The sequence below is a fragment of the Variovorax sp. P1_H12_2 genome (genome assembly GCF_056405335.1).
This window is the reverse complement of sequence record NZ_JBFUCI010000075.1, coordinates 1-19,537: the sequence shown is the minus strand read 5'-3', so window position 1 is coordinate 19,537 and position 19,537 is coordinate 1. Positions and strand designations below refer to the sequence as shown.

The following is a 19,537-nucleotide window of genomic DNA, read 5'->3' as shown; positions in this document are numbered from 1 at the left end:
TCGCAAGATGAAGGCCATCTACTGGGATGAAGCTTCGCAAGGCATGAAGTTCGACTACCGCGAGATTCCGGCCGAACTGCTCGAGTCCGCCAAGGAATGGCGCGAGAAGATGGTCGAGAGCGCCGCCGAAGCCTCTGAAGAACTCATGAACAAGTACCTCGAAGAGGGCGACCTCTCCGAGGCAGAGATCACGCTCGGCCTGCGCACCCGCACCATCGCCGGCGAGATCCAGCCGATGATGTGCGGCAGCGCGTTCAAGAACAAGGGCGTGCAGCGCATGCTCGACGCCGTCATCGAACTGATGCCGTCGCCGATGGACATCCCGCCGGTCGAAGGCACCGACGACGACGAGAAGGAAACCAGCCGCAAGCCCGCCGACGAGGAGAAGTTCTCGGCGCTGGCATTCAAGCTGATGACCGACCCGTACGTGGGCCAGCTGACCTTCGTGCGCGTCTACTCGGGCGTGCTGAGCAAGGGCGATACCGTCTACAACCCGGTCAAGGGCAAGAAGGAGCGCATCGGCCGTATCGTGCAGATGCACGCCAACGAGCGTCTCGAAATCGACGAAATCCGTGCCGGCGACATCGCCGCCTGCGTGGGCCTGAAGGACGTCACGACCGGCGAAACGCTGTGCGACCCTGATGCCATCATCACGCTCGAGCGCATGGAATTCCCCGAGCCCGTGATCTCGCAGGCCGTCGAGCCGAAGACCAAGGCCGACCAGGAAAAGATGGGCATCGCGCTGCAGCGCCTGGCCTCCGAAGATCCGTCGTTCCGCGTGCGTTCCGACGAAGAGTCCGGCCAGACCATCATCTCCGGCATGGGCGAGCTTCACCTCGAAATCATCGTGGACCGCATGAAGCGCGAGTTCGGCGTCGAAGCCAACGTCGGCAAGCCGCAAGTGGCCTACCGCGAAACCATCCGCAAGACGGTCGAAGATGCCGAAGGCAAGTTCGTTCGCCAGTCGGGCGGCAAGGGCCAGTACGGCCACGTGGTGCTCAAGCTCGAGCCGAACGAAGCCGGCAAGGGCTTCGAGTTCGTCGACGCGATCAAGGGCGGCGTGGTGCCGCGCGAGTACATCCCCGCGGTCGAGAAGGGCGTGATCGAAGCGCTGACGCAAGGCGTGCTGGCCGGCTACCCGGTCGTCGACGTCAAGGTCACGCTGCACTTCGGTTCGTACCACGACGTGGACTCGAACGAAATGGCCTTCAAGATGGCCGCGATCTTCGGTTTCAAGGAAGGCGCCCGCAAGGCTTCGCCGGTGATCCTCGAGCCGATGATGGCCGTGGAAGTCGAGACCCCGGAAGACTACGCCGGCAACGTGATGGGCGACCTCTCGTCGCGTCGCGGCATGGTGCAGGGCATGGACGACATGATCGGTGGCGGCAAGCTCATCAAGGCTGAAGTGCCGCTGTCGGAAATGTTCGGCTACTCGACCACGCTGCGCTCGGCCACGCAAGGCCGCGCCACGTACACGATGGAGTTCAAGCACTACTCCGAAGCACCGCGCAACGTGGCCGAAGCCATCGTCGCGTCGCGCTCGAAGTAAACCTGTTCAGTCTGCGACCTTGTGCCTCTCGTTGCCCGTGGCGAGAGAACCAGCAACAGGGTGCAGACGTTAAACCTCACACGGGCAATGCTCTTTCAAGGATAGAAAATGGCAAAAGGAAAATTCACCCGCACGAAGCCGCACGTCAACGTGGGCACGATCGGTCACGTGGACCATGGCAAGACGACGCTGACGGCGGCGATCGCCACTGTGCTGTCGGCCAAGTTCGGCGGCGAAGCGAAGGCCTACGACCAGATCGACGCGGCTCCTGAAGAAAAGGCGCGCGGCATCACGATCAACACGGCCCACGTCGAGTACGAGACGGCCAACCGCCACTACGCGCACGTCGACTGCCCCGGCCACGCCGACTACGTGAAGAACATGATCACCGGCGCCGCCCAGATGGAYGGCGCGATCCTGGTGTGCTCGGCCGCYGACGGCCCGATGCCCCAGACCCGCGAGCACATCCTGCTGGCACGCCAGGTGGGCGTGGGCTACATCATCGTGTTCCTGAACAAGTGCGACATGGTCGACGACGCCGAGCTGCTCGAGCTGGTCGAAATGGAAGTGCGCGAGCTGCTGGACAAGTACGAATTCCCGGGCGACGACACSCCGATCATCCATGGTTCGGCCAAGCTSGCGCTSGAAGGCGACAAGGGTCCYCTGGGCGAGCAAGCCATCATGAAGCTGGCCGATGCGCTGGACACCTACATCCCGACGCCCGAGCGCGCCGTGGACGGTGCCTTCCTGATGCCTGTGGAAGACGTGTTCTCGATCTCGGGTCGCGGCACGGTGGTGACGGGCGCGGTCGAGCGCGGCGTGATCAAGGTCGGTGAAGAAATCGAAATCGTGGGCATCCGCCCGACGGTGAAGACCACCTGCACCGGCGTGGAAATGTTCCGCAAGCTGCTGGACCAGGGCCAGGCCGGCGACAACGTCGGTGTGCTGCTGCGCGGCACGAAGCGCGAAGAAGTCGAGCGTGGTCAAGTCCTGTGCAAGCCGGGCTCGATCAAGCCGCACACGCACTTCACCGCCGAGGTGTACGTTCTGTCGAAGGACGAGGGCGGCCGTCACACGCCGTTCTTCAACAACTACCGTCCGCAGTTCTACTTCCGCACGACCGACGTCACCGGCGCGATCGAGCTGCCGAAGGACAAGGAAATGGTCATGCCCGGCGACAACGTGTCGATCACGGTCAAGCTGATCAACCCGATCGCGATGGAAGAAGGCCTGCGCTTCGCCATCCGTGAAGGCGGCCGCACCGTGGGCTCGGGCGTCGTGGCGAAGATCCTCGACATCTGATTACGGATTCCACAGGGGTATAGCTCAATTGGCAGAGCGTCGGTCTCCAAAACCGAAGGTTGTAGGTTCGATTCCTACTGCCCCTGCCACTTAGGTGGCTCCGCAAAGCAAGCCCGCCATAGCCCGGCGGGAAGGCAAAAAAAGCCCGTCATAGCCTGACGGGCTTCGGCGTCTCAGACGACGCATTGAATTTGAAGGCCGCAAGGCCGCAGGAACAAAGCCCAAGATGGCCACTTCTCAAATCGAAACCGTCAGTACCAACGCGGACAAGGCCAAGCTGGCTGCGGCCGTCGTGCTGGCGGTGGGCGCCATCGTGGCGTTCTATCTGCTCTCGCGCCAGGGCGCGGTGGTGCAGTGGGTCGCTTTGCTGGTCGGCCTCGCGGCTGCCGTGGGTGCGTTTGGAAGCTCCGAGAGCGGCCGCCAGCTATGGGCCTTCGGCCGCGATTCGTGGCGCGAGGTCAAGAAGGTTGTCTGGCCGACGCGCAAGGAAACGATCCAGATGACGGCTTACGTGTTCGCCTTCGTGGCGATCATGTCCATCTTCCTTTGGCTCACCGACAAGACGCTCGAATGGGTGTTTTTCGACCTCATTCTGGGCTGGAGAAAATAATGACTGACGAAGCCGTCGAAGCAGAAGCCACGCCGGAAATCAATCCGCTGCTGGCCCCCGCGAGCAACCCGGACCTGCGTTGGTACGTGGTGCACGCGTATTCCGGCATGGAAAAGGCCGTCGAGCGCAACATTCTCGAGCGCATCAACCGCGCCGGCATGCAAGGCAAGTTCGGCCGCATCCTGGTGCCGACCGAAGAAGTGGTCGAGATCAAGAACGGCCAGAAGCGCACCACCGAGCGTCGTTTCTTCCCGGGCTATGTCCTGGTCGAGATGATCATGGACGACGAGAGCTGGCACCTGGTGAAGCACACCAACAAGGTCACGGGCTTCGTCGGCGGCGCCAAGAACCGTCCGGCCCCGATTTCCCAGAAGGAAGTCGAGGACATCGTGAACCAGATGCAGCAGGGCACCGAGAAGCCGCGCCACAAGGTCGAGTTCATGGCCGGCGAGTTCGTGCGCGTCAAGGAGGGCCCTTTCACCGACTTCAACGGCACGGTCGAGGAAGTCAACTACGAAAAGAGCAAGGTGCGCGTGTCGGTCATGATCTTCGGCCGCGCGACGCCTGTGGAGCTCGAATTCAGTCAAGTCGAAAAGACTTGAGACATTGCGGGACAGACCACGCGAAGCGTGCTCTGTCCTCAACTGATTGAATTGTCTGCGCTTTCCGACTCGGCGCAGACAGAAGAGAAGAGTCGTTTAACCCCGGGGAGCTGCGGCTAAAAAAGCCAAGGCGTCATCACCCGCAAGGAGTAAAGCATGGCGAAAAAAATCGTCGGCTTCATCAAGCTGCAAGTCCCAGCTGGTAAAGCCAATCCCTCACCGCCGATCGGTCCCGCCCTGGGCCAGCGCGGTTTGAACATCATGGAATTCTGCAAGGCGTTCAACGCGCAGACCCAAGGCGTCGAGCCGGGCCTGCCGCTGCCGGTGGTCATCACCGCGTTCGCCGACAAGAGCTTCACCTTCATCATCAAGACGCCGCCGGCGGTCACCTTGATCAAGAAGGCGATCAAGCTCGAGAAGGGTTCCGCACGTCCGCACACGGACAAGGTCGGCAAGATCACTCGCGCACAGCTCGAGGAAATCGCCAAGGCCAAGATGAAGGACCTGACCGCTGCCGATCTGGACGCCGCGGTTCGCACCATCGCCGGCTCGGCCCGCTCGATGGGCGTGAATGTGGAGGGCGTGTAAATGGCCAAGATCACCAAGAAGCAAAAAGCCCTCGTGGGCAAGGTCGACAGCAACAAGCTGTACGCACTGGCCGATGCCATCGGTCTCGTGAAGGAAGCCGCCACCGCCAAGTTCGATGAGTCCATCGACGTCGCGGTGCAGCTTGGCATCGACGCGAAGAAGTCGGACCAGGTCGTGCGTGGCGCCGTCGTGCTGCCCAACGGCACCGGCAAGACCAAGCGCGTGGCTGTGTTCGCCCAGGGCGCCAAGGCTGAAGAAGCCAAGGCCGCCGGCGCCGACATCGTCGGCATGGACGACCTGGCAGCGATGGTGAAGGCTGGCGACATGCCCTTCGACGTCGTGATCGCCGCTCCGGACGCGATGCGCGTGGTCGGTACGCTGGGCCAGATCCTCGGCCCCCGCGGCCTGATGCCGAACCCGAAGGTCGGCACCGTGACGCCCGACGTCGCGACCGCCGTCAAGAACGCCAAGGCTGGCCAGGTCCAGTTCCGCGTCGACAAGGCCGGCATCATTCACGGCACGATCGGTCGCCGCTCGTTCGACACCGACAAGCTGCAGGGCAACCTCGCCGCGCTGATCGAAGCCCTGGTCAAGGCCAAGCCGGCGACCAGCAAGGGCGTGTACCTGCGCAAGGTCGCCGTGTCGTCGACGATGGGTCTGGGTGTCCGCGTGGACACGCAAACCATCGCCGCGAGCTGAGAGCTTTGATGAGATTTGCCTCGCCCGTCAAACGGTGAGGCGGATGTGGTGGGTCGTGGCAGCTTCGGTTGCCGCGAGCCATCCAAGACCGCTGGTGTGCAGGTTGCCTGCACTTAATCGCCCGACCTTCGTCGGGCAGCCAGCGCAGATGGCGACCCCACTGCAAGGAATTTGAATTTTTGTTCCGAAACAGTTGGTCGCTGCATGAAGCGCGATCCGAAGCTTTCGCCGAGGATCGCATTGAAAAGGAGTAGACCTTGAGTCTGAATCGCAGTGAGAAAGAAGCGGTCATCAGTGATGTGACCAGCCTCGCCGCAAAAGCTCAAACGCTCGTGATGGCGGAATACCGTGGCATCACGGTGGCCGATATGACCAAACTGCGCAACGAAGCGCGCAGCAAGGGTGTGACTCTCAGCGTGTTCAAGAACACGCTGGCACGCCGTGCTGTCGCTGGTAGCGCGTTTGAGATCGTCGGCGACCAGATGACCGGTCCGCTGATCTACGGCTTCTCCGAAGACGCTGTGGCTGCCGCGAAAGTGGTGGCCGATTTCGCGAAGACCAACGACAAGTTGGTGATTCGCGGCGGCGCATTCGGTGGCAAGGCCCTGGACGTCGACGGCGTGAAGCAACTGGCCAACATCCCTTCGAAGGAAGTGCTGCTGGCGCAATTGCTGGGCTTGATGCAATCCCCGATCTCTCGTACCGCACGCGTGCTCGCGGCGCTGGCCGAGAAGCGTGGTGGTGGCGAAGCACAGGCGGAAGCTCCCGCCGCAGAAGAAGTCGCCGCTTGAGTGCGCGACTTTTGACCCAACTTATTTAGGAAACAAAAATGGCATTCGATAAAGACGCATTTCTGACCGCGCTCGACAGCATGACGGTCCTGGAACTCAACGACCTGGTCAAGGCCATCGAAGAGAAGTTCGGCGTGAGCGCCGCAGCCATGTCGGCTCCCGCAGCCGGCGGTGGCGCCGCTGCAGCAGTGGTCGAAGAGCAGACCGAATTCAACGTCATGCTGATGGATGCTGGCGCGAACAAGGTGTCGGCGATCAAGGCCGTGCGCGAAATCACCGGCCTGGGCCTCAAGGAAGCCAAGGACCTGGTGGAAGCCGCTCCCAAGGCCGTCAAGGAAGGCCTGTCGAAGGCTGACGCTGAAGCCGCCAAGAAGAAGCTGGAAGATGCCGGCGCCAAGGTGGAACTGAAGTAATTCAGTTTCCCTGAAGGGCTGGAGGCGCCGAAAGGCCCTCCAGCCTTTGCCGCTTTCAGAGCGCACCCAAAAACCGGCTCGAGTCAGTCGATTTTTGAGTGTCTTCTGACCCCGACTGCAGAAGACCCCCTTGGTTCGGGCGATGTGCAACGCATCGCCGTCCGCCAGGGCTGGTAGTGGCCAGCCGCCAAGGAGAGTGGTGCTCAGGCACCTCACCACGTCGCTGAAGATCTCAAGCTCCGGAGCTCTCATGGCCCAAACGTCCACGTACAGTTACACCGAACGCAAGCGTATCCGAAAGAATTTCGGCAACCGCGACAGCGTCGTCGAAATCCCCTACCTGCTGCAGATGCAGAAAGACGCGTACACCGCGTTCCTGCAAGCCGGCATCGCGCCCCAGAAACGCACTGTGGAAGGTCTGCAGGCCGCGTTCGACGCTGCGTTCCCGATCGTCTCGCACAACGGTTTCGTCGAGATGAAGTTCCTCGAGTACAACCTCGCGAAACCCGCCTTCGACGTCCGCGAATGCCAGACCCGTGGTCTCACCTTCGCCTCGGCCGTGCGCGCCAAGGTCCAGCTGATCATCTATGACCGCGAGTCGTCGACCTCGCAGTCGAAGGTGGTCAAGGAAGTCAAGGAGCAAGAGGTCTACATGGGCGAAGTGCCGCTCATGACCGACAAGGGCTCGTTCATCATCAACGGCACCGAGCGCGTGATCGTGTCGCAGCTCCACCGTTCGCCGGGCGTGTTCTTCGAGCACGACAAGGGCAAGACCCACAGCTCGGGCAAGCTGCTGTTCTCGGCCCGCGTGATTCCCTACCGCGGCTCGTGGCTCGACTTCGAGTTCGACCCGAAGGACATGCTGTACTTCCGCGTCGACCGCCGCCGCAAGATGCCGGTCACGATCCTGCTCAAGGCCATCGGCCTGAACCCGGAATCGATCCTGGCGAACTTCTTCGTCAACGACAACTTCCGCCTGATGGACAGCGGCGCGCAGATGGAGTTCGTCTCCGAGCGCCTGCGCGGCGAAGTCGCCCGCTTCGACATCACCGACAAGGCCGGCAAGGTCGTGGTCGCCAAGGACAAGCGCGTCACCGCGCGCCACACGCGCGAGCTCGAGCAGTCGGAAACCACGCACATCAGCGTGCCGGAAGACTTCCTGGTCGGCCGCGTCGTGGCCCGCAACATCGTCGACCCCGACACCGGTGAAATCCTGGCCAAGGCCAACGACGAACTGACCGAAGCGTTGCTGAAGAAGCTGCGCACGGCCGGCGTGCAGGACGTCCAGGCGATCTACACCAACGAACTCGACCAGGGCGCCTACATCTCGCAGACCCTGCGCATCGACGAGACGGTGGACGAGTTCGCCGCCCGCGTCGCCATCTACCGCATGATGCGCCCCGGCGAGCCGCCGACGGAAGACGCGGTGCAGGCCTTGTTCCAGCGCCTGTTCTACAACCCGGACACGTACGACCTGTCGCGCGTCGGCCGCATGAAGTTCAACGCCAAGGTCGGCCGCGACGAATCGACCGGCCCGATGGTGCTGACCAACGAGGACATCCTGGCCGTGGTCAAGATCCTCGTCGACCTGCGCAATGGCCGCGGCGAAGTCGATGACATCGACCACCTGGGCAATCGCCGCGTGCGTTGCGTCGGCGAGCTGGCCGAGAACCAGTACCGCACCGGCCTGGCCCGCATCGAGAAGGCCGTGAAGGAGCGTCTGGGCCAGGCCGAGCAAGAGCCGCTGATGCCGCACGACCTGATCAACAGCAAGCCGATCTCGGCCGCGCTGAAGGAATTCTTCGGCGCCTCGCAGCTGTCGCAGTTCATGGACCAGACCAACCCGCTGTCCGAGATCACGCACAAGCGTCGCGTCTCGGCCCTGGGCCCGGGCGGTCTGACCCGCGAACGCGCCGGCTTCGAAGTGCGCGACGTGCACGTCACCCACTACGGCCGCGTGTGCCCGATCGAAACGCCTGAAGGCCCGAACATCGGCCTGATCAACTCGCTGGCCCTGTACGCCCGCCTGAACGAATACGGCTTCATCGAGACGCCGTACCGCCGCGTGGTCGACAGCAAGGTCACGATGGACATCGACTACCTGTCGGCCATCGAGGAAGGCAAGTACGTCATCGCCCAGGCCAATGCGGCCCTGGACAAGGACGGCCGCCTGACCGGCGACCTGGTGTCGGCGCGCGAAACCGGCGAATCGATCCTGGTCGGCGCCGAGCGCGTGCAGTACATGGACGTGTCGCCGGCGCAGATCGTGTCGGTGGCGGCCTCGCTCGTGCCCTTCCTGGAGCACGACGATGCGAACCGCGCGTTGATGGGCGCCAACATGCAGCGCCAGGCCGTGCCTGTGCTGCGCCCCGAGAAGCCCTTCGTCGGTACCGGCATCGAGCGCGTCTCCGCGGTCGACTCGGGCACCGTGGTCACGGCCACCCGCGGCGGTATCGTCGACTACGTCGATGCCACCCGCATCGTGGTCCGCGTCAACGATGCCGAAGCCACCGCCGGTGAAGTCGGCGTCGACATCTACAACCTGATCAAGTACCAGCGTTCGAACCAGAACACGAACATCCACCAGCGTCCGATCGTCAAGCGCGGCGACAAGATCGCCAAGGGCGACGTGGTTGCCGACGGCGCGTCGACCGACCTGGGCGAGCTCGCGCTCGGCCAGAACATGCTGATCGCGTTCATGCCCTGGAACGGCTACAACTTCGAAGACTCGATCCTGATCAGCGAACGCGTGGTGGCCGAAGACCGCTACACCTCGATCCACATCGAGGAACTGGTGGTGATGGCCCGCGACACCAAGCTCGGTGCCGAGGAAATCACGCGCGACATCCCGAACCTGGCCGAGCAGCAGCTCAACCGCCTGGACGAATCCGGGATCATCTACGTCGGCGCCGAAGTGCAGCCGGGCGACACGCTGGTGGGCAAGGTCACGCCGAAGGGCGAGACCACGCTGACGCCTGAAGAGAAGCTGCTGCGCGCGATCTTCGGCGAGAAGGCTTCCGACGTGAAGGACACCTCGCTGCGCGTCGACCAGGGCTCGCAAGGCACCGTGATCGACGTCCAGGTGTTCACCCGCGAAGGCATCACGCGCGACAAGCGCGCCCAGCAGATCATCGACGACGAGCTCAAGCGCTTCCGCCTCGACCTGAACGACCAGCTTCGCATCGTCGAAGCCGACGCCTTCGACCGGATCGAGAAGCTGCTGACCGGCCGTGTCGCCAACGGCGGCCCGAACAAGCTGGCCAAGGGCACCAAGCTCGACAAGGCGTATCTGACGTCGATCGAGAAGTTCCACTGGTTCGACATCCGCCCGGCGGAAGACGAAGTGGCGACGCAGCTCGAGTCGATCAAGAACTCGCTCGAGCAGACCCGCCACAGCTTCGACCTCGCGTTCGAAGAGAAGCGCAAGAAGCTCACGCAGGGCGACGAGCTGCCCGCGGGCGTGCTCAAGATGGTCAAGGTCTACCTGGCCGTCAAGCGCCGCCTGCAACCCGGCGACAAGATGGCCGGCCGCCACGGCAACAAGGGTGTGGTGTCGAAGATCGTTCCGGTCGAGGACATGCCCCATATGGCCGACGGCACGCCGTGCGACATCTGCCTGAACCCGCTGGGCGTGCCCTCGCGGATGAACGTCGGGCAGGTGCTCGAAGTGCATCTGGGCTGGGCCGGCAAGGGCATCGGCCAGCGCATCGGCGACATGCTGCAGGCCGAGGCCAAGGTGGCCGAGCTGCGCAAGTTCATGGACGAGATGTACAACGGCTCGGGCCGCAAGGAAGACTTGAGCAAGCTCAGCGATTCCGACGTGCTCGAGATGGCGGCCAACCTGTCGAGCGGCGTGACCTTCGCCACGCCGGTGTTCGACGGTGCCTCGGAAGAGGAAATCCGCGGCATGCTGAAGCTCGCCTATCCGGACGAGATCGCCAAGCTCAAGGGCCTGACCGAGACCCGCACGCAGGCCTACCTGTACGACGGCCGCACCGGCGACCAGTTCGAACGTCCGACCACCGTCGGCTACATGCACTTCTTGAAGCTGCACCACCTGGTGGACGACAAGATGCACGCCCGCTCGACCGGCCCGTACTCGCTGGTCACGCAACAGCCGCTGGGCGGCAAGGCGCAGTTCGGCGGCCAGCGCTTCGGTGAAATGGAAGTGTGGGCGCTGGAGGCCTACGGCGCCGCCTACGTGCTGCAGGAAATGCTGACGGTGAAGTCCGACGACGTGCAGGGCCGTACCAAGGTCTACGAGAGCATCGTCAAGGGCGAACACTCGATCGAAGCCGGGATGCCGGAATCGTTCAATGTGCTGGTCAAGGAAATCCGTTCCCTTGGCTTGGATATTGAACTGGAACGCTCATAAGCAAACAAGGAAAGAGTCACATGAAGTCATTACTCGACCTGTTCAAGCAATTCACGCCGGACGAGCATTTCGATGCCATCCGCATCGGCATGGCCTCGCCCGAGAAGATCCGCTCGTGGTCCTTCGGCGAAGTGAAGAAGCCCGAGACCATCAACTACCGGACCTTCAAGCCCGAGCGCGACGGTCTCTTCTGCGCCAAGATCTTCGGCCCGATCAAGGACTACGAGTGCCTGTGCGGCAAGTACAAGCGCCTGAAGCACCGCGGCGTGATCTGCGAGAAGTGCGGCGTTGAAGTCACGCAGACCAAGGTGCGTCGCGAGCGCATGGGTCACATCGACCTGGCCGCGCCCTGCGCCCACATCTGGTTCCTGAAGTCGCTGCCGTCGCGCCTGGGCCTGGTGCTCGACATGACGCTGCGCGACATCGAACGCGTGCTGTACTTCGAAGCCTACGTGATCACCGACCCCGGCATGACCCCGCTGAAGAAGTTCGGCATCATGTCCGAGGACGACTATGACGCGAAGCGCAAGGAATACGGCGACGAGTTCATCGCCAAGATGGGCGCCGAAGGCATCAAGGACCTGCTGGAAGGCATCGAGCTCGACAGCGAGATCGAGCGTCTGCGCGGCGACCTGACCGGCTCCGAAGTCAAGGTCAAGAAGAACTCCAAGCGCCTCAAGGTGCTGGAAGCCTTCCGCAAGTCGGGCATCAAGCCCAACTGGATGGTGCTCGAAGTGCTGCCCGTGCTGCCGCCGGACCTGCGTCCGCTGGTGCCGCTGGACGGCGGCCGCTTCGCGACCTCCGACCTGAACGACCTCTATCGTCGCGTCATCAACCGCAACAGCCGCCTGCGCCGCCTGCTCGAACTGAAGGCGCCGGAAATCATCGCGCGCAACGAGAAGCGGATGCTCCAGGAAGCGGTCGACTCGCTGCTGGACAACGGCCGTCGCGGCAAGGCCATGACGGGCGCCAACAAGCGCGCACTGAAGTCGCTGGCCGACATGATCAAGGGCAAGAGCGGTCGCTTCCGCCAGAACTTGCTGGGCAAGCGCGTCGACTACTCGGGCCGTTCGGTCATCGTGGTCGGCCCGACGCTCAAGCTGCACCAGTGCGGCCTGCCGAAGCTGATGGCGCTCGAGCTGTTCAAGCCCTTCATCTTCTCGCGCCTCGAAGCCATGGGCATCGCGACCACCATCAAGGCGGCCAAGAAGGAAGTGGAATCGGGCACGCCGGTGGTCTGGGACATCCTTGAAGAAGTGATCAAGGAACACCCGGTGATGCTGAACCGCGCACCGACGCTGCACCGCCTGGGCATCCAGGCCTTCGAGCCGATCCTGATCGAAGGCAAGGCGATCCAGCTGCACCCGCTGGTCTGCGCGGCTTTCAATGCCGACTTCGACGGCGACCAGATGGCCGTCCACGTGCCGCTGTCGGTGGAAGCGCAGATGGAAGCCCGCACGCTGATGCTGGCCTCCAACAACGTGCTGTTCCCGGCGTCCGGCGAACCGTCGATCGTTCCTTCGCAGGACGTGGTGCTGGGTCTGTACTACACGACCCGCGACCGCATCAACGCCAAGGGCGAGGGCCTGATCTTCTCCGACATCGGTGAAGTCCAGCGCGCGCTCGACGCCAACGTGGTCGAGCTCACCGCCAAGGTCGCGGTCCGCATCACCGAGTACACCAAGGACAAGGAAAGCGGCGCGTTCGTGCCGTCGACCTCGCTGGTGGACACGACCGTGGGCCGTGCGCTGCTGTCCGAGATCCTGCCGAAGGGCCTGCCGTTCTCGAACATCAACAAGGCGCTGAAGAAGAAGGAAATCTCCAAGCTCATCAACGTCTCGTTCCGCAAGTGCGGCCTGAAAGAGACCGTCGTGTTCGCCGACAAGCTGTTGCAGAACGGCTTCCGCCTGGCGACCAAGGCCGGTATCTCGATCGCGATCGACGACATGCTGGTGCCGGCCGAGAAGCACGGCATCATCGACCGCTCGGCCAAGGAAGTGAAGGAGATCGAGCAGCAGTACGTCTCCGGTCTCGTGACCTCCGGCGAGCGCTACAACAAGGTGGTCGACATCTGGGGCAAGGCCGGCGACGAAGTGTCGAAGGTCATGATGGCCAAGCTGTCGAAGCAGACCGTCATCGACCGCCACGGCAAGGAAGTCGAGCAGGAGTCGTTCAACTCGATCTACATGATGGCCGACTCGGGCGCTCGCGGTTCCGCCGCGCAGATCCGCCAGGTGGCCGGCATGCGGGGCCTGATGGCCAAGCCTGACGGCTCGATCATCGAGACGCCCATCACGGCGAACTTCCGTGAAGGCCTGAACGTGCTGGAGTACTTCATCTCCACCCACGGTGCCCGTAAGGGTCTGGCCGACACGGCGCTGAAGACCGCGAACTCCGGCTACCTGACGCGCCGCCTGGTCGACGTGACGCAGGATCTGGTCGTGATCGAGCAGGATTGCGGCACCCACGACGGCGCACTGATGCGCGCCATCGTCGAAGGCGGTGAAGTGATCGAATCGCTGCGCGACCGTATCCTCGGCCGTACCGCTGCGGAAGACGTGCTGCACCCCGAAACGCGTGCCGTGCTGGTGAATGCCGGCGACATGCTCGACGAGGACGTCATCGACGCGATCGAGGCCGACGGCGTCGACGAAGTCAAGGTGCGCACGGCGCTGACCTGCGCGACCCGCTTCGGCATCTGCGCCAAGTGCTACGGCCGCGACCTCGGCCGCGGCGGCCTGGTCAACAACGGCGAAGCGGTCGGCGTGATCGCGGCGCAGTCGATCGGCGAGCCCGGCACGCAGCTGACGATGCGGACCTTCCACATCGGCGGTGCGGCCTCGCGCGCGGCGGTGGCCTCCAGCGTCGAAGCCAAGTCGAACGGTTCGATCGGCTTCAACGCCACGATGCGCTACGTGACCAACAGCAAGAGCGAACTGGTCGTGATCTCGCGTTCGGGCGAGATCATCATCCATGACGAGCACGGCCGCGAGCGCGAGCGCCACAAGGTGCCGTACGGCGCCATCCTGGCGGTCAAGGCCGACCAGCAGATCAAGTCCGGCCACGTGCTGGCCAACTGGGATCCGCTGACGCGCCCGATCATCACGGAATTCGCCGGTCAGACGAAGTTCGAGAACGTCGAGGAAGGCCTCACGGTCGCCAAGCAGGTGGACGAAGTCACCGGCCTGTCGACCCTGGTCGTGATCGATCCGAAGCGCCGCGGCGCTGCCAAGGTCGTGCGTCCGCAAGTGAAGCTGATCGACGCCTCGGGCGCCGAGGTCAAGATCCCCGGCACCGACCACTCGGTGACCATCGGCTTCCCGATCGGTGCGCTGGTCCAGGTGCGCGACGGCCAGGACGTGGGCCCCGGCGAAGTGCTGGCGCGGATTCCGGTCGAAGGCCAGAAGACGCGGGACATCACCGGCGGTCTGCCGCGCGTGGCCGAGCTGTTCGAGGCCCGTTCGCCGAAGGACAAGGGCATGCTGGCCGAAATGACCGGTACCGTGTCGTTCGGCAAGGAGACCAAGGGCAAGATCCGCCTGCAGATCACCGACCCCGAAGGCACCGTCTGGGAAGACCTCGTGCCGAAGGAAAAGAACATTCTGGTGCACGAAGGCCAGGTGGTGAACAAGGGCGAAAGCGTGGTCGACGGCCCGGCGGACCCGCAGGACATCCTGCGCCTGCTGGGTTCGGAAGAACTGGCGCGCTACATCGTGGACGAAGTGCAGGACGTGTACCGCTTGCAAGGCGTGAAGATCAACGACAAGCACATCGAGGTGATCGTTCGCCAGATGCTGCGCCGGGTCGTGGTCGAGAGCGTCGGCGACACCAACTACATCGCCGGTGAACAGGTCGAACGCAGCGAAATGCTCAACACCAACGACGCCCTGCGCGCCGCTGGCAAGATCCCCGCGACGTTCACCAACCTGCTGCTGGGTATCACGAAGGCATCGCTGTCGACCGACAGCTTCATCAGCGCCGCATCGTTCCAGGAAACGACGCGCGTGCTGACCGAAGCCGCGATCATGGGCAAGCGCGACGAGCTGCGCGGCCTGAAGGAAAACGTCATCGTCGGCCGCCTGATCCCTGCGGGCACCGGCATGGCGTACCACCAGGCACGCAAGGTCAAGGACGCGATGGACGAGGCCGAGCGCCGCGCGATCGCCGAGTCGGAAGCGGCCGAATTGGCCGGCTCCGACACCGCCGCCGAGGAAGTGACCACCGCGGTCGACGCCAGCGAAGGCGCCGCGACCGAATAACTGGTTAGCATCTCCGGCCATGACCGGAACCCGAAGCCCCCTTTCCGCCCGCGGATCGGGGGCTTTTCTTTTTTCGCCCTTGCCATGAGCGGCATGCCCGATTCACTGCCGTTCTGGATCGGCGGCGCGCTGGCGCTGTTCTGGTTCGTCGGCGCCTACAACCGATTGGTGCGGCTGCGCTCCGCGGCCCTGCAGGCCTATGCGACGCTCGACGCCGCGCTGGTGCGGCAGCTCGAGTTCGTGCTGGCGCGGGCGGCCGAGGCCGAACCAGCCGCGCCCGCCACACCTGCCGCACCTGCCGCACCTGCCGCACCTGCCGGCCCGCCGCCGTCCGGCGCCTCGCTGCAGGCCGCAGCCGGCCAGCTCGCGACCCTGCTGGCCGCCACTCGGCTGCGGGCGCTCGACCCGGCCGGCATTGCCGCATTGGGCACCGCCTTGCACGTGTTGCTGGCGGCGTGGCAGCGTTTGCACCCGGACGCGGTCGTCAGCTTCGACGCCGATGGCACGCTGTCGCGGCCGGTGCCGCTCCCCGGCAGGGTCGAGCCGCTGGCCGACAGCGTACCGATCGCCTGGCCCGAGCCCTCCGCCGCGGCGGAAATCGCCCGCAGCCAGTTCAATCTGGCGGTGGCGCAGTACAACGCGGCGATCGGACAGTTTCCCGCCCTGCTGGTGGCGTGGATCATGCAGCTCAGACCCGCAGCCCCGCTGCGTTGAACGTGGCGCAGGTGTCCGCCTGCGCTTCCCGCCCTTACCATCGACCTCAAGTTGCCAGATCTTCCAGACTCCATCCCCGGTTCGCCGCCCTTGTGGCGCCAGTTGCAGCTCACCGCTGCGTCGCTGGCGTCGATCCGCAGCGGCGTCTCGGGCGCCGTCGCATTCGAGGCCGTCGAGCCGGCGCTGCGGCCCGGCGTGCAGGCGCTCGGCTTCCAGGTGCTGCGTTGGCTCGGCCGGGCCGAGGCGCTGCGCCGCCAGCTCGCCAAGCGCACGCCCCCGCCGGCGGCCGATGCGCTGCTGTGCACCGCGCTCGCGCTGGCCTGGGACGCCGAGCGCTCGCCCTATGAACCCTTCACGCTGGTCGACCAGTCGGTCGAGGCCGCCAAGCGCAACCCGGGCACCCGGGCCCAGGCCAGCTTCATCAATGCCTGCCTGCGGCGCTTCCTGCGCGAGCGCGACGAACTGGTGGCGATCACGGAGCGCGAGCCGGTCGCGCAGTGGAACCATCCGCGCTGGTGGATCGAACGGCTCAGGCGCCAGCATCCGCGCGACTGGCAGCGTGTGCTGGCGGCCGACAACACGCAGGCGCCGATGACCCTGCGCGTCAATCTGCAGAAGACCGATGTCGCCGCTTTCCAGCAGGGGCTGGCGGCGGTCGACCTGAAGGCCGTGCCGGTCGGCGCCAGTGGATTGCAGCTGGCGCGGGCTCGCCCGGTGGCCCAGATCCCGGGTTTCCTGGAGGGCGAATGCTCGGTGCAGGATGCGGCCGCTCAGATCGCCGCCCCGCTGCTGCTCTCCGGCCTCGACCTGCGCGGTGCCGCGCCGCTGCGGGTGCTCGACGCCTGCGCCGCGCCGGGCGGCAAGACGGCCCACCTGCTCGAACTGGCGGGCGGCGCCGCGATCGAGGTCACGGCACTGGAGGTCGACGCCGCGCGCAGCCGCCGCATCGACGACACGCTGTCCCGCCTGGGCTTGAAAGCCAAAGTAGTCGTTGCCGACGCCTCGCGGCCCGCGGCCTGGTGGGACGGCCAGTCCTTCGACGCCATCCTGCTCGACGCCCCGTGCACGGCTTCGGGCATCGTCCGGCGCCATCCCGACGTGCGCTGGCTGCGCCGCGAGAGCGACATCGAGCAGCTGGCGGTGCAGCAGGCGATGCTGCTGGCCGCCCTCTGGCCGCTGGTCCGGCCGGGCGGCCGCCTGCTTTATTGCACCTGCTCGGTGTTTTTGGAGGAGGGGGCGCACCAGATCGAGGCGTTCCTTGCACACAACACCGATGCCCGATTGCTGCCCTCGCCCGGGCATTTGCTACCCCAAAGCGGGGTCAATGCGCGCGGCGTCCCGGACAATGCCTTGGGTGATCACGACGGTTTCTTCTACGCGCTGCTCGAGAAGCTGCCACGCTGAAAGGCGTTGGCCGGCTCGGCTGGCCGCGCTCCTGGTGCTTGTCTGGGCTCTGTCGGTCTGGCTGGCGGGCCCGGCCCGGGCGGACTCGCGCAGCCCGGCGGTCACCCAGTTGCGGCTCGAGCAGGCGGACGACGGCGTCTACCTCACGGCCCAGGTGCAATTCGACCTGCCGCCGGTGGTCGAGGAGGTGCTCGAGAAAGGCATCGCGATCTATTTCGTCGCCGAGGCCGAGCTGTACCGGGAACGTTGGTACTGGACCGATCTCAAAGTGGCCCAGGCGGCGCGATACATGCGGCTGGCCTACCAGCCCCTGACCCGCCGATGGCGCCTCAACGTGTCTCCCGTGCCCATCACCAATTCAGGCTTCGGCGTCTCGCTGAACCAGAACTTCGACACCCTGGCCGATGCCCTCGAGGCCATCAGCCGGGTCGGGCGCATGCGCCTGGGCGACCTGGCCGAGATCGGTGACGATGCCACGCACCCCGTGGCCTTCCACTTCCGCCTCGACACCTCCCAGTTGCCGCGCCCGTTCCAGATCGGCGCGGTCGGCCAGTCCGACTGGAACATCTCGGCCGAGAAAAGCGTCCGGCTCCCGCTGGAGAAACTGAAGTGAGCACTGACCCGCGGGTCACCCCGCGGGCGTCGCCGGCGGCGCGACGTTCGCGCGCCGTGCGCTGGGCCATCGGCGTGGTGGCGGCGCTGGTCACGGCGATCGGCCTGGTGCTGATGTTCCTGCTGGCGCAGGCCACCAACAACCGCGCCTTCTACGAGCGCAACTACGCCCGCCTGTTCGGCATCAACGTGGTGGTGGCGGTGGCGCTCGTGCTCGTGATCGGATGGGTCGCGTTCCGGCTGCTGCGGCGGCTGCGGCAAGGCAAGTTCGGCAGCCGGCTCCTGATCAACCTGGCGGCGATCTTCGCGCTGGTCGGCGTCGTGCCCGGCATGCTGGTGTACGTCGTTTCCTATCAATTCGTCGCCCGCTCGATCGAGAGCTGGTTCGACGTCAAGGTCGAGGGGGCGCTCGACGCCGGCCTGAACCTCGGCCGCGCCACGCTGGATTCGCTGTCCGACGACCTCGCGAGCAAGACGCGGACGGCCAGCGCGCAGCTGGCCAACGTGCCGGACACCCGCGCCGGGCTGGTGCTGGAGCGCATCCGCGACCAGTTGGGCGCGACCGACGTCATCCTCTGGACCGGCAGCGGCCAGCTGGTGGCCAGTGCGGGCGCGTCGCGCTTCGAGCTCAGCCCCGAGCGGCCGACGCAGCAGCAACTGCGGCAGGTGCGTGCCGACCGCGCCGTCGCCCACATCGAAGGCCTCGACGAGACGCCGGTGCCGGGCGCGCCGACGCCCGTGGCCAGCGTGCGGGCCCTGGCGCTGGTGCAGAGCCAGGGCTTCGAATTCAACACCGAGCCGCGCTTCCTGCAGGTCACGCAGCCGCTGCCCCCGGCCGTGGTGAGCAACGCCTTGGCGGTGCAGGAGGCCAACCGCGAGTACCAGGAACGGGCGCTGGCGCGCGAGGGCCTGCGCCGCATGTACATCGGCACGCTGACGCTGACGCTGTTCCTGGCGGTGTTCGGCGCCGTGCTGCTGGCCGTGCTGTTCGGCACCCGGCTGGCACGGCCGCTGCTGGTGCTGGCCGACGGCGTGCGCCAGGTGGCAGGCGGCGACTTGCGGCCCACCGCCGTGCTGCAAGGCCGGGACGAACTCGGCGGCCTCACGCGCTCATTCGCCACCATGACCCAGCAGTTGGCCGATGCGCGCGGCGCTGTCGAAAAGACCATGGGCGAACTCGACGCCGCCCGCTCCAACCTGCAGACCATCCTGGACAACCTGACCTCGGGCGTGATCGTGCTCGACGCCCAGGGCTTCATCCTCTCGACCAATCCGGGCGCCACCCGGGTGCTGCGGGCGCCGCTGGCGGCCTTTGAAGGCCAGCAGCTGGCCGAGGTCCCGGGCCTGTCGGAATTCGCGCAGAACGTGCAGCAGCAGTTCGACGACTTCGAGGTCGAGCGCCTCCAGCACGGGCTCGACCACTGGCAGCACGCGTTYGAACTGCACGCGGGCGGCGACGCGATGGGGCAGGACGCGATCAACATCGTCGCGCGCGGCGCCGAACTGCCGGGCGCCGAGCGGCTGCTGGTGTTCGACGACATCTCCGAGATCGTCTCGGCCCAGCGCGCGCAGGCCTGGGGCGAGGTGGCGCGCCGGCTGGCGCACGAGATCAAGAATCC

Annotated in this window: 14 protein-coding genes and 1 tRNA gene; all 15 read left to right on the top strand. The window is 65.2% G+C overall.

Annotation, left to right across the window (positions count from 1 at the left end; genetic code table 11):
- Positions 1-1,549, top strand: a 1,549-nt coding sequence (gene fusA / locus AC1D2K_RS10450; protein ID WP_478088607.1) for an elongation factor G, incomplete at its 5' end; no start/stop codon positions are given.
- Positions 1,550-1,657: 108 nt separating this feature from the next.
- Positions 1,658-2,851: an elongation factor Tu gene (tuf, locus tag AC1D2K_RS10445; RefSeq protein ID WP_478088605.1), complete on the top strand. Its 1,194-nt coding sequence runs from the start codon at positions 1,658-1,660 to the stop codon at positions 2,849-2,851.
- A gap of 13 nt (positions 2,852-2,864) precedes the next feature.
- Positions 2,865-2,940, top strand: a tRNA-Trp gene (locus tag AC1D2K_RS10440).
- A 137-nt stretch (positions 2,941-3,077) separates the two neighbouring features.
- Positions 3,078-3,461, top strand: coding sequence for a preprotein translocase subunit SecE (gene secE / locus AC1D2K_RS10435; protein ID WP_442285261.1), 384 nt, complete (start codon positions 3,078-3,080; stop codon positions 3,459-3,461).
- Positions 3,461-4,063, top strand: coding sequence for a transcription termination/antitermination protein NusG (gene nusG, locus AC1D2K_RS10430; RefSeq protein WP_478088603.1), 603 nt, complete (start codon positions 3,461-3,463; stop codon positions 4,061-4,063). Before secE ends, nusG begins: the two co-directional genes overlap by 1 nt.
- Before the next feature lie 156 nt (positions 4,064-4,219).
- Complete coding sequence (gene rplK / locus AC1D2K_RS10425) at positions 4,220-4,651, top strand: 50S ribosomal protein L11 (RefSeq protein WP_478088602.1); 432 nt, start codon at positions 4,220-4,222, stop codon at positions 4,649-4,651.
- A complete protein-coding gene (gene rplA / locus AC1D2K_RS10420) occupies positions 4,652-5,350 on the top strand; it encodes a 50S ribosomal protein L1 (RefSeq protein WP_478088600.1) in 699 nt (232 codons plus the stop codon).
- 257 nt (positions 5,351-5,607) lie between these two features.
- Positions 5,608-6,141 carry a 50S ribosomal protein L10 gene (gene rplJ / locus AC1D2K_RS10415; RefSeq protein WP_478088598.1) on the top strand — a complete coding sequence of 178 codons (534 nt, stop codon included), beginning with the start codon at positions 5,608-5,610 and terminating at the stop codon, positions 6,139-6,141.
- A gap of 38 nt (positions 6,142-6,179) precedes the next feature.
- Positions 6,180-6,554 carry a 50S ribosomal protein L7/L12 gene (gene rplL / locus AC1D2K_RS10410; protein ID WP_055801198.1) on the top strand — a complete coding sequence of 125 codons (375 nt, stop codon included), beginning with the start codon at positions 6,180-6,182 and terminating at the stop codon, positions 6,552-6,554.
- Positions 6,555-6,804: 250 nt separating this feature from the next.
- Positions 6,805-10,929, top strand: a complete 4,125-nt coding sequence (rpoB, locus tag AC1D2K_RS10405; protein WP_478088595.1) for a DNA-directed RNA polymerase subunit beta — start codon at positions 6,805-6,807, stop codon at positions 10,927-10,929.
- 20 nt (positions 10,930-10,949) lie between these two features.
- Positions 10,950-15,188, top strand: a complete 4,239-nt coding sequence (gene rpoC / locus AC1D2K_RS10400; RefSeq protein WP_478088594.1) for a DNA-directed RNA polymerase subunit beta' — start codon at positions 10,950-10,952, stop codon at positions 15,186-15,188.
- Positions 15,189-15,281: 93 nt separating this feature from the next.
- Complete coding sequence (locus AC1D2K_RS10395) at positions 15,282-15,902, top strand: LemA family protein (RefSeq protein WP_478088592.1); 621 nt, start codon at positions 15,282-15,284, stop codon at positions 15,900-15,902.
- A gap of 51 nt (positions 15,903-15,953) precedes the next feature.
- The gene (rsmB, locus tag AC1D2K_RS10390) at positions 15,954-17,306 is read left to right on the top strand and encodes a 16S rRNA (cytosine(967)-C(5))-methyltransferase RsmB (RefSeq protein WP_478088590.1); all 1,353 of its coding nucleotides are present in this window, start codon (positions 15,954-15,956) and stop codon (positions 17,304-17,306) included.
- Between the two features lie 34 nt (positions 17,307-17,340).
- Complete coding sequence (locus AC1D2K_RS10385) at positions 17,341-17,919, top strand: DUF4390 domain-containing protein (protein ID WP_478088588.1); 579 nt, start codon at positions 17,341-17,343, stop codon at positions 17,917-17,919.
- Positions 17,916-19,537, top strand: a 1,622-nt coding sequence (locus tag AC1D2K_RS10380; RefSeq protein WP_478088585.1) for a sensor histidine kinase, incomplete at its 3' end; no start/stop codon positions are given. The genes AC1D2K_RS10385 and AC1D2K_RS10380, both read left to right, overlap by 4 nt.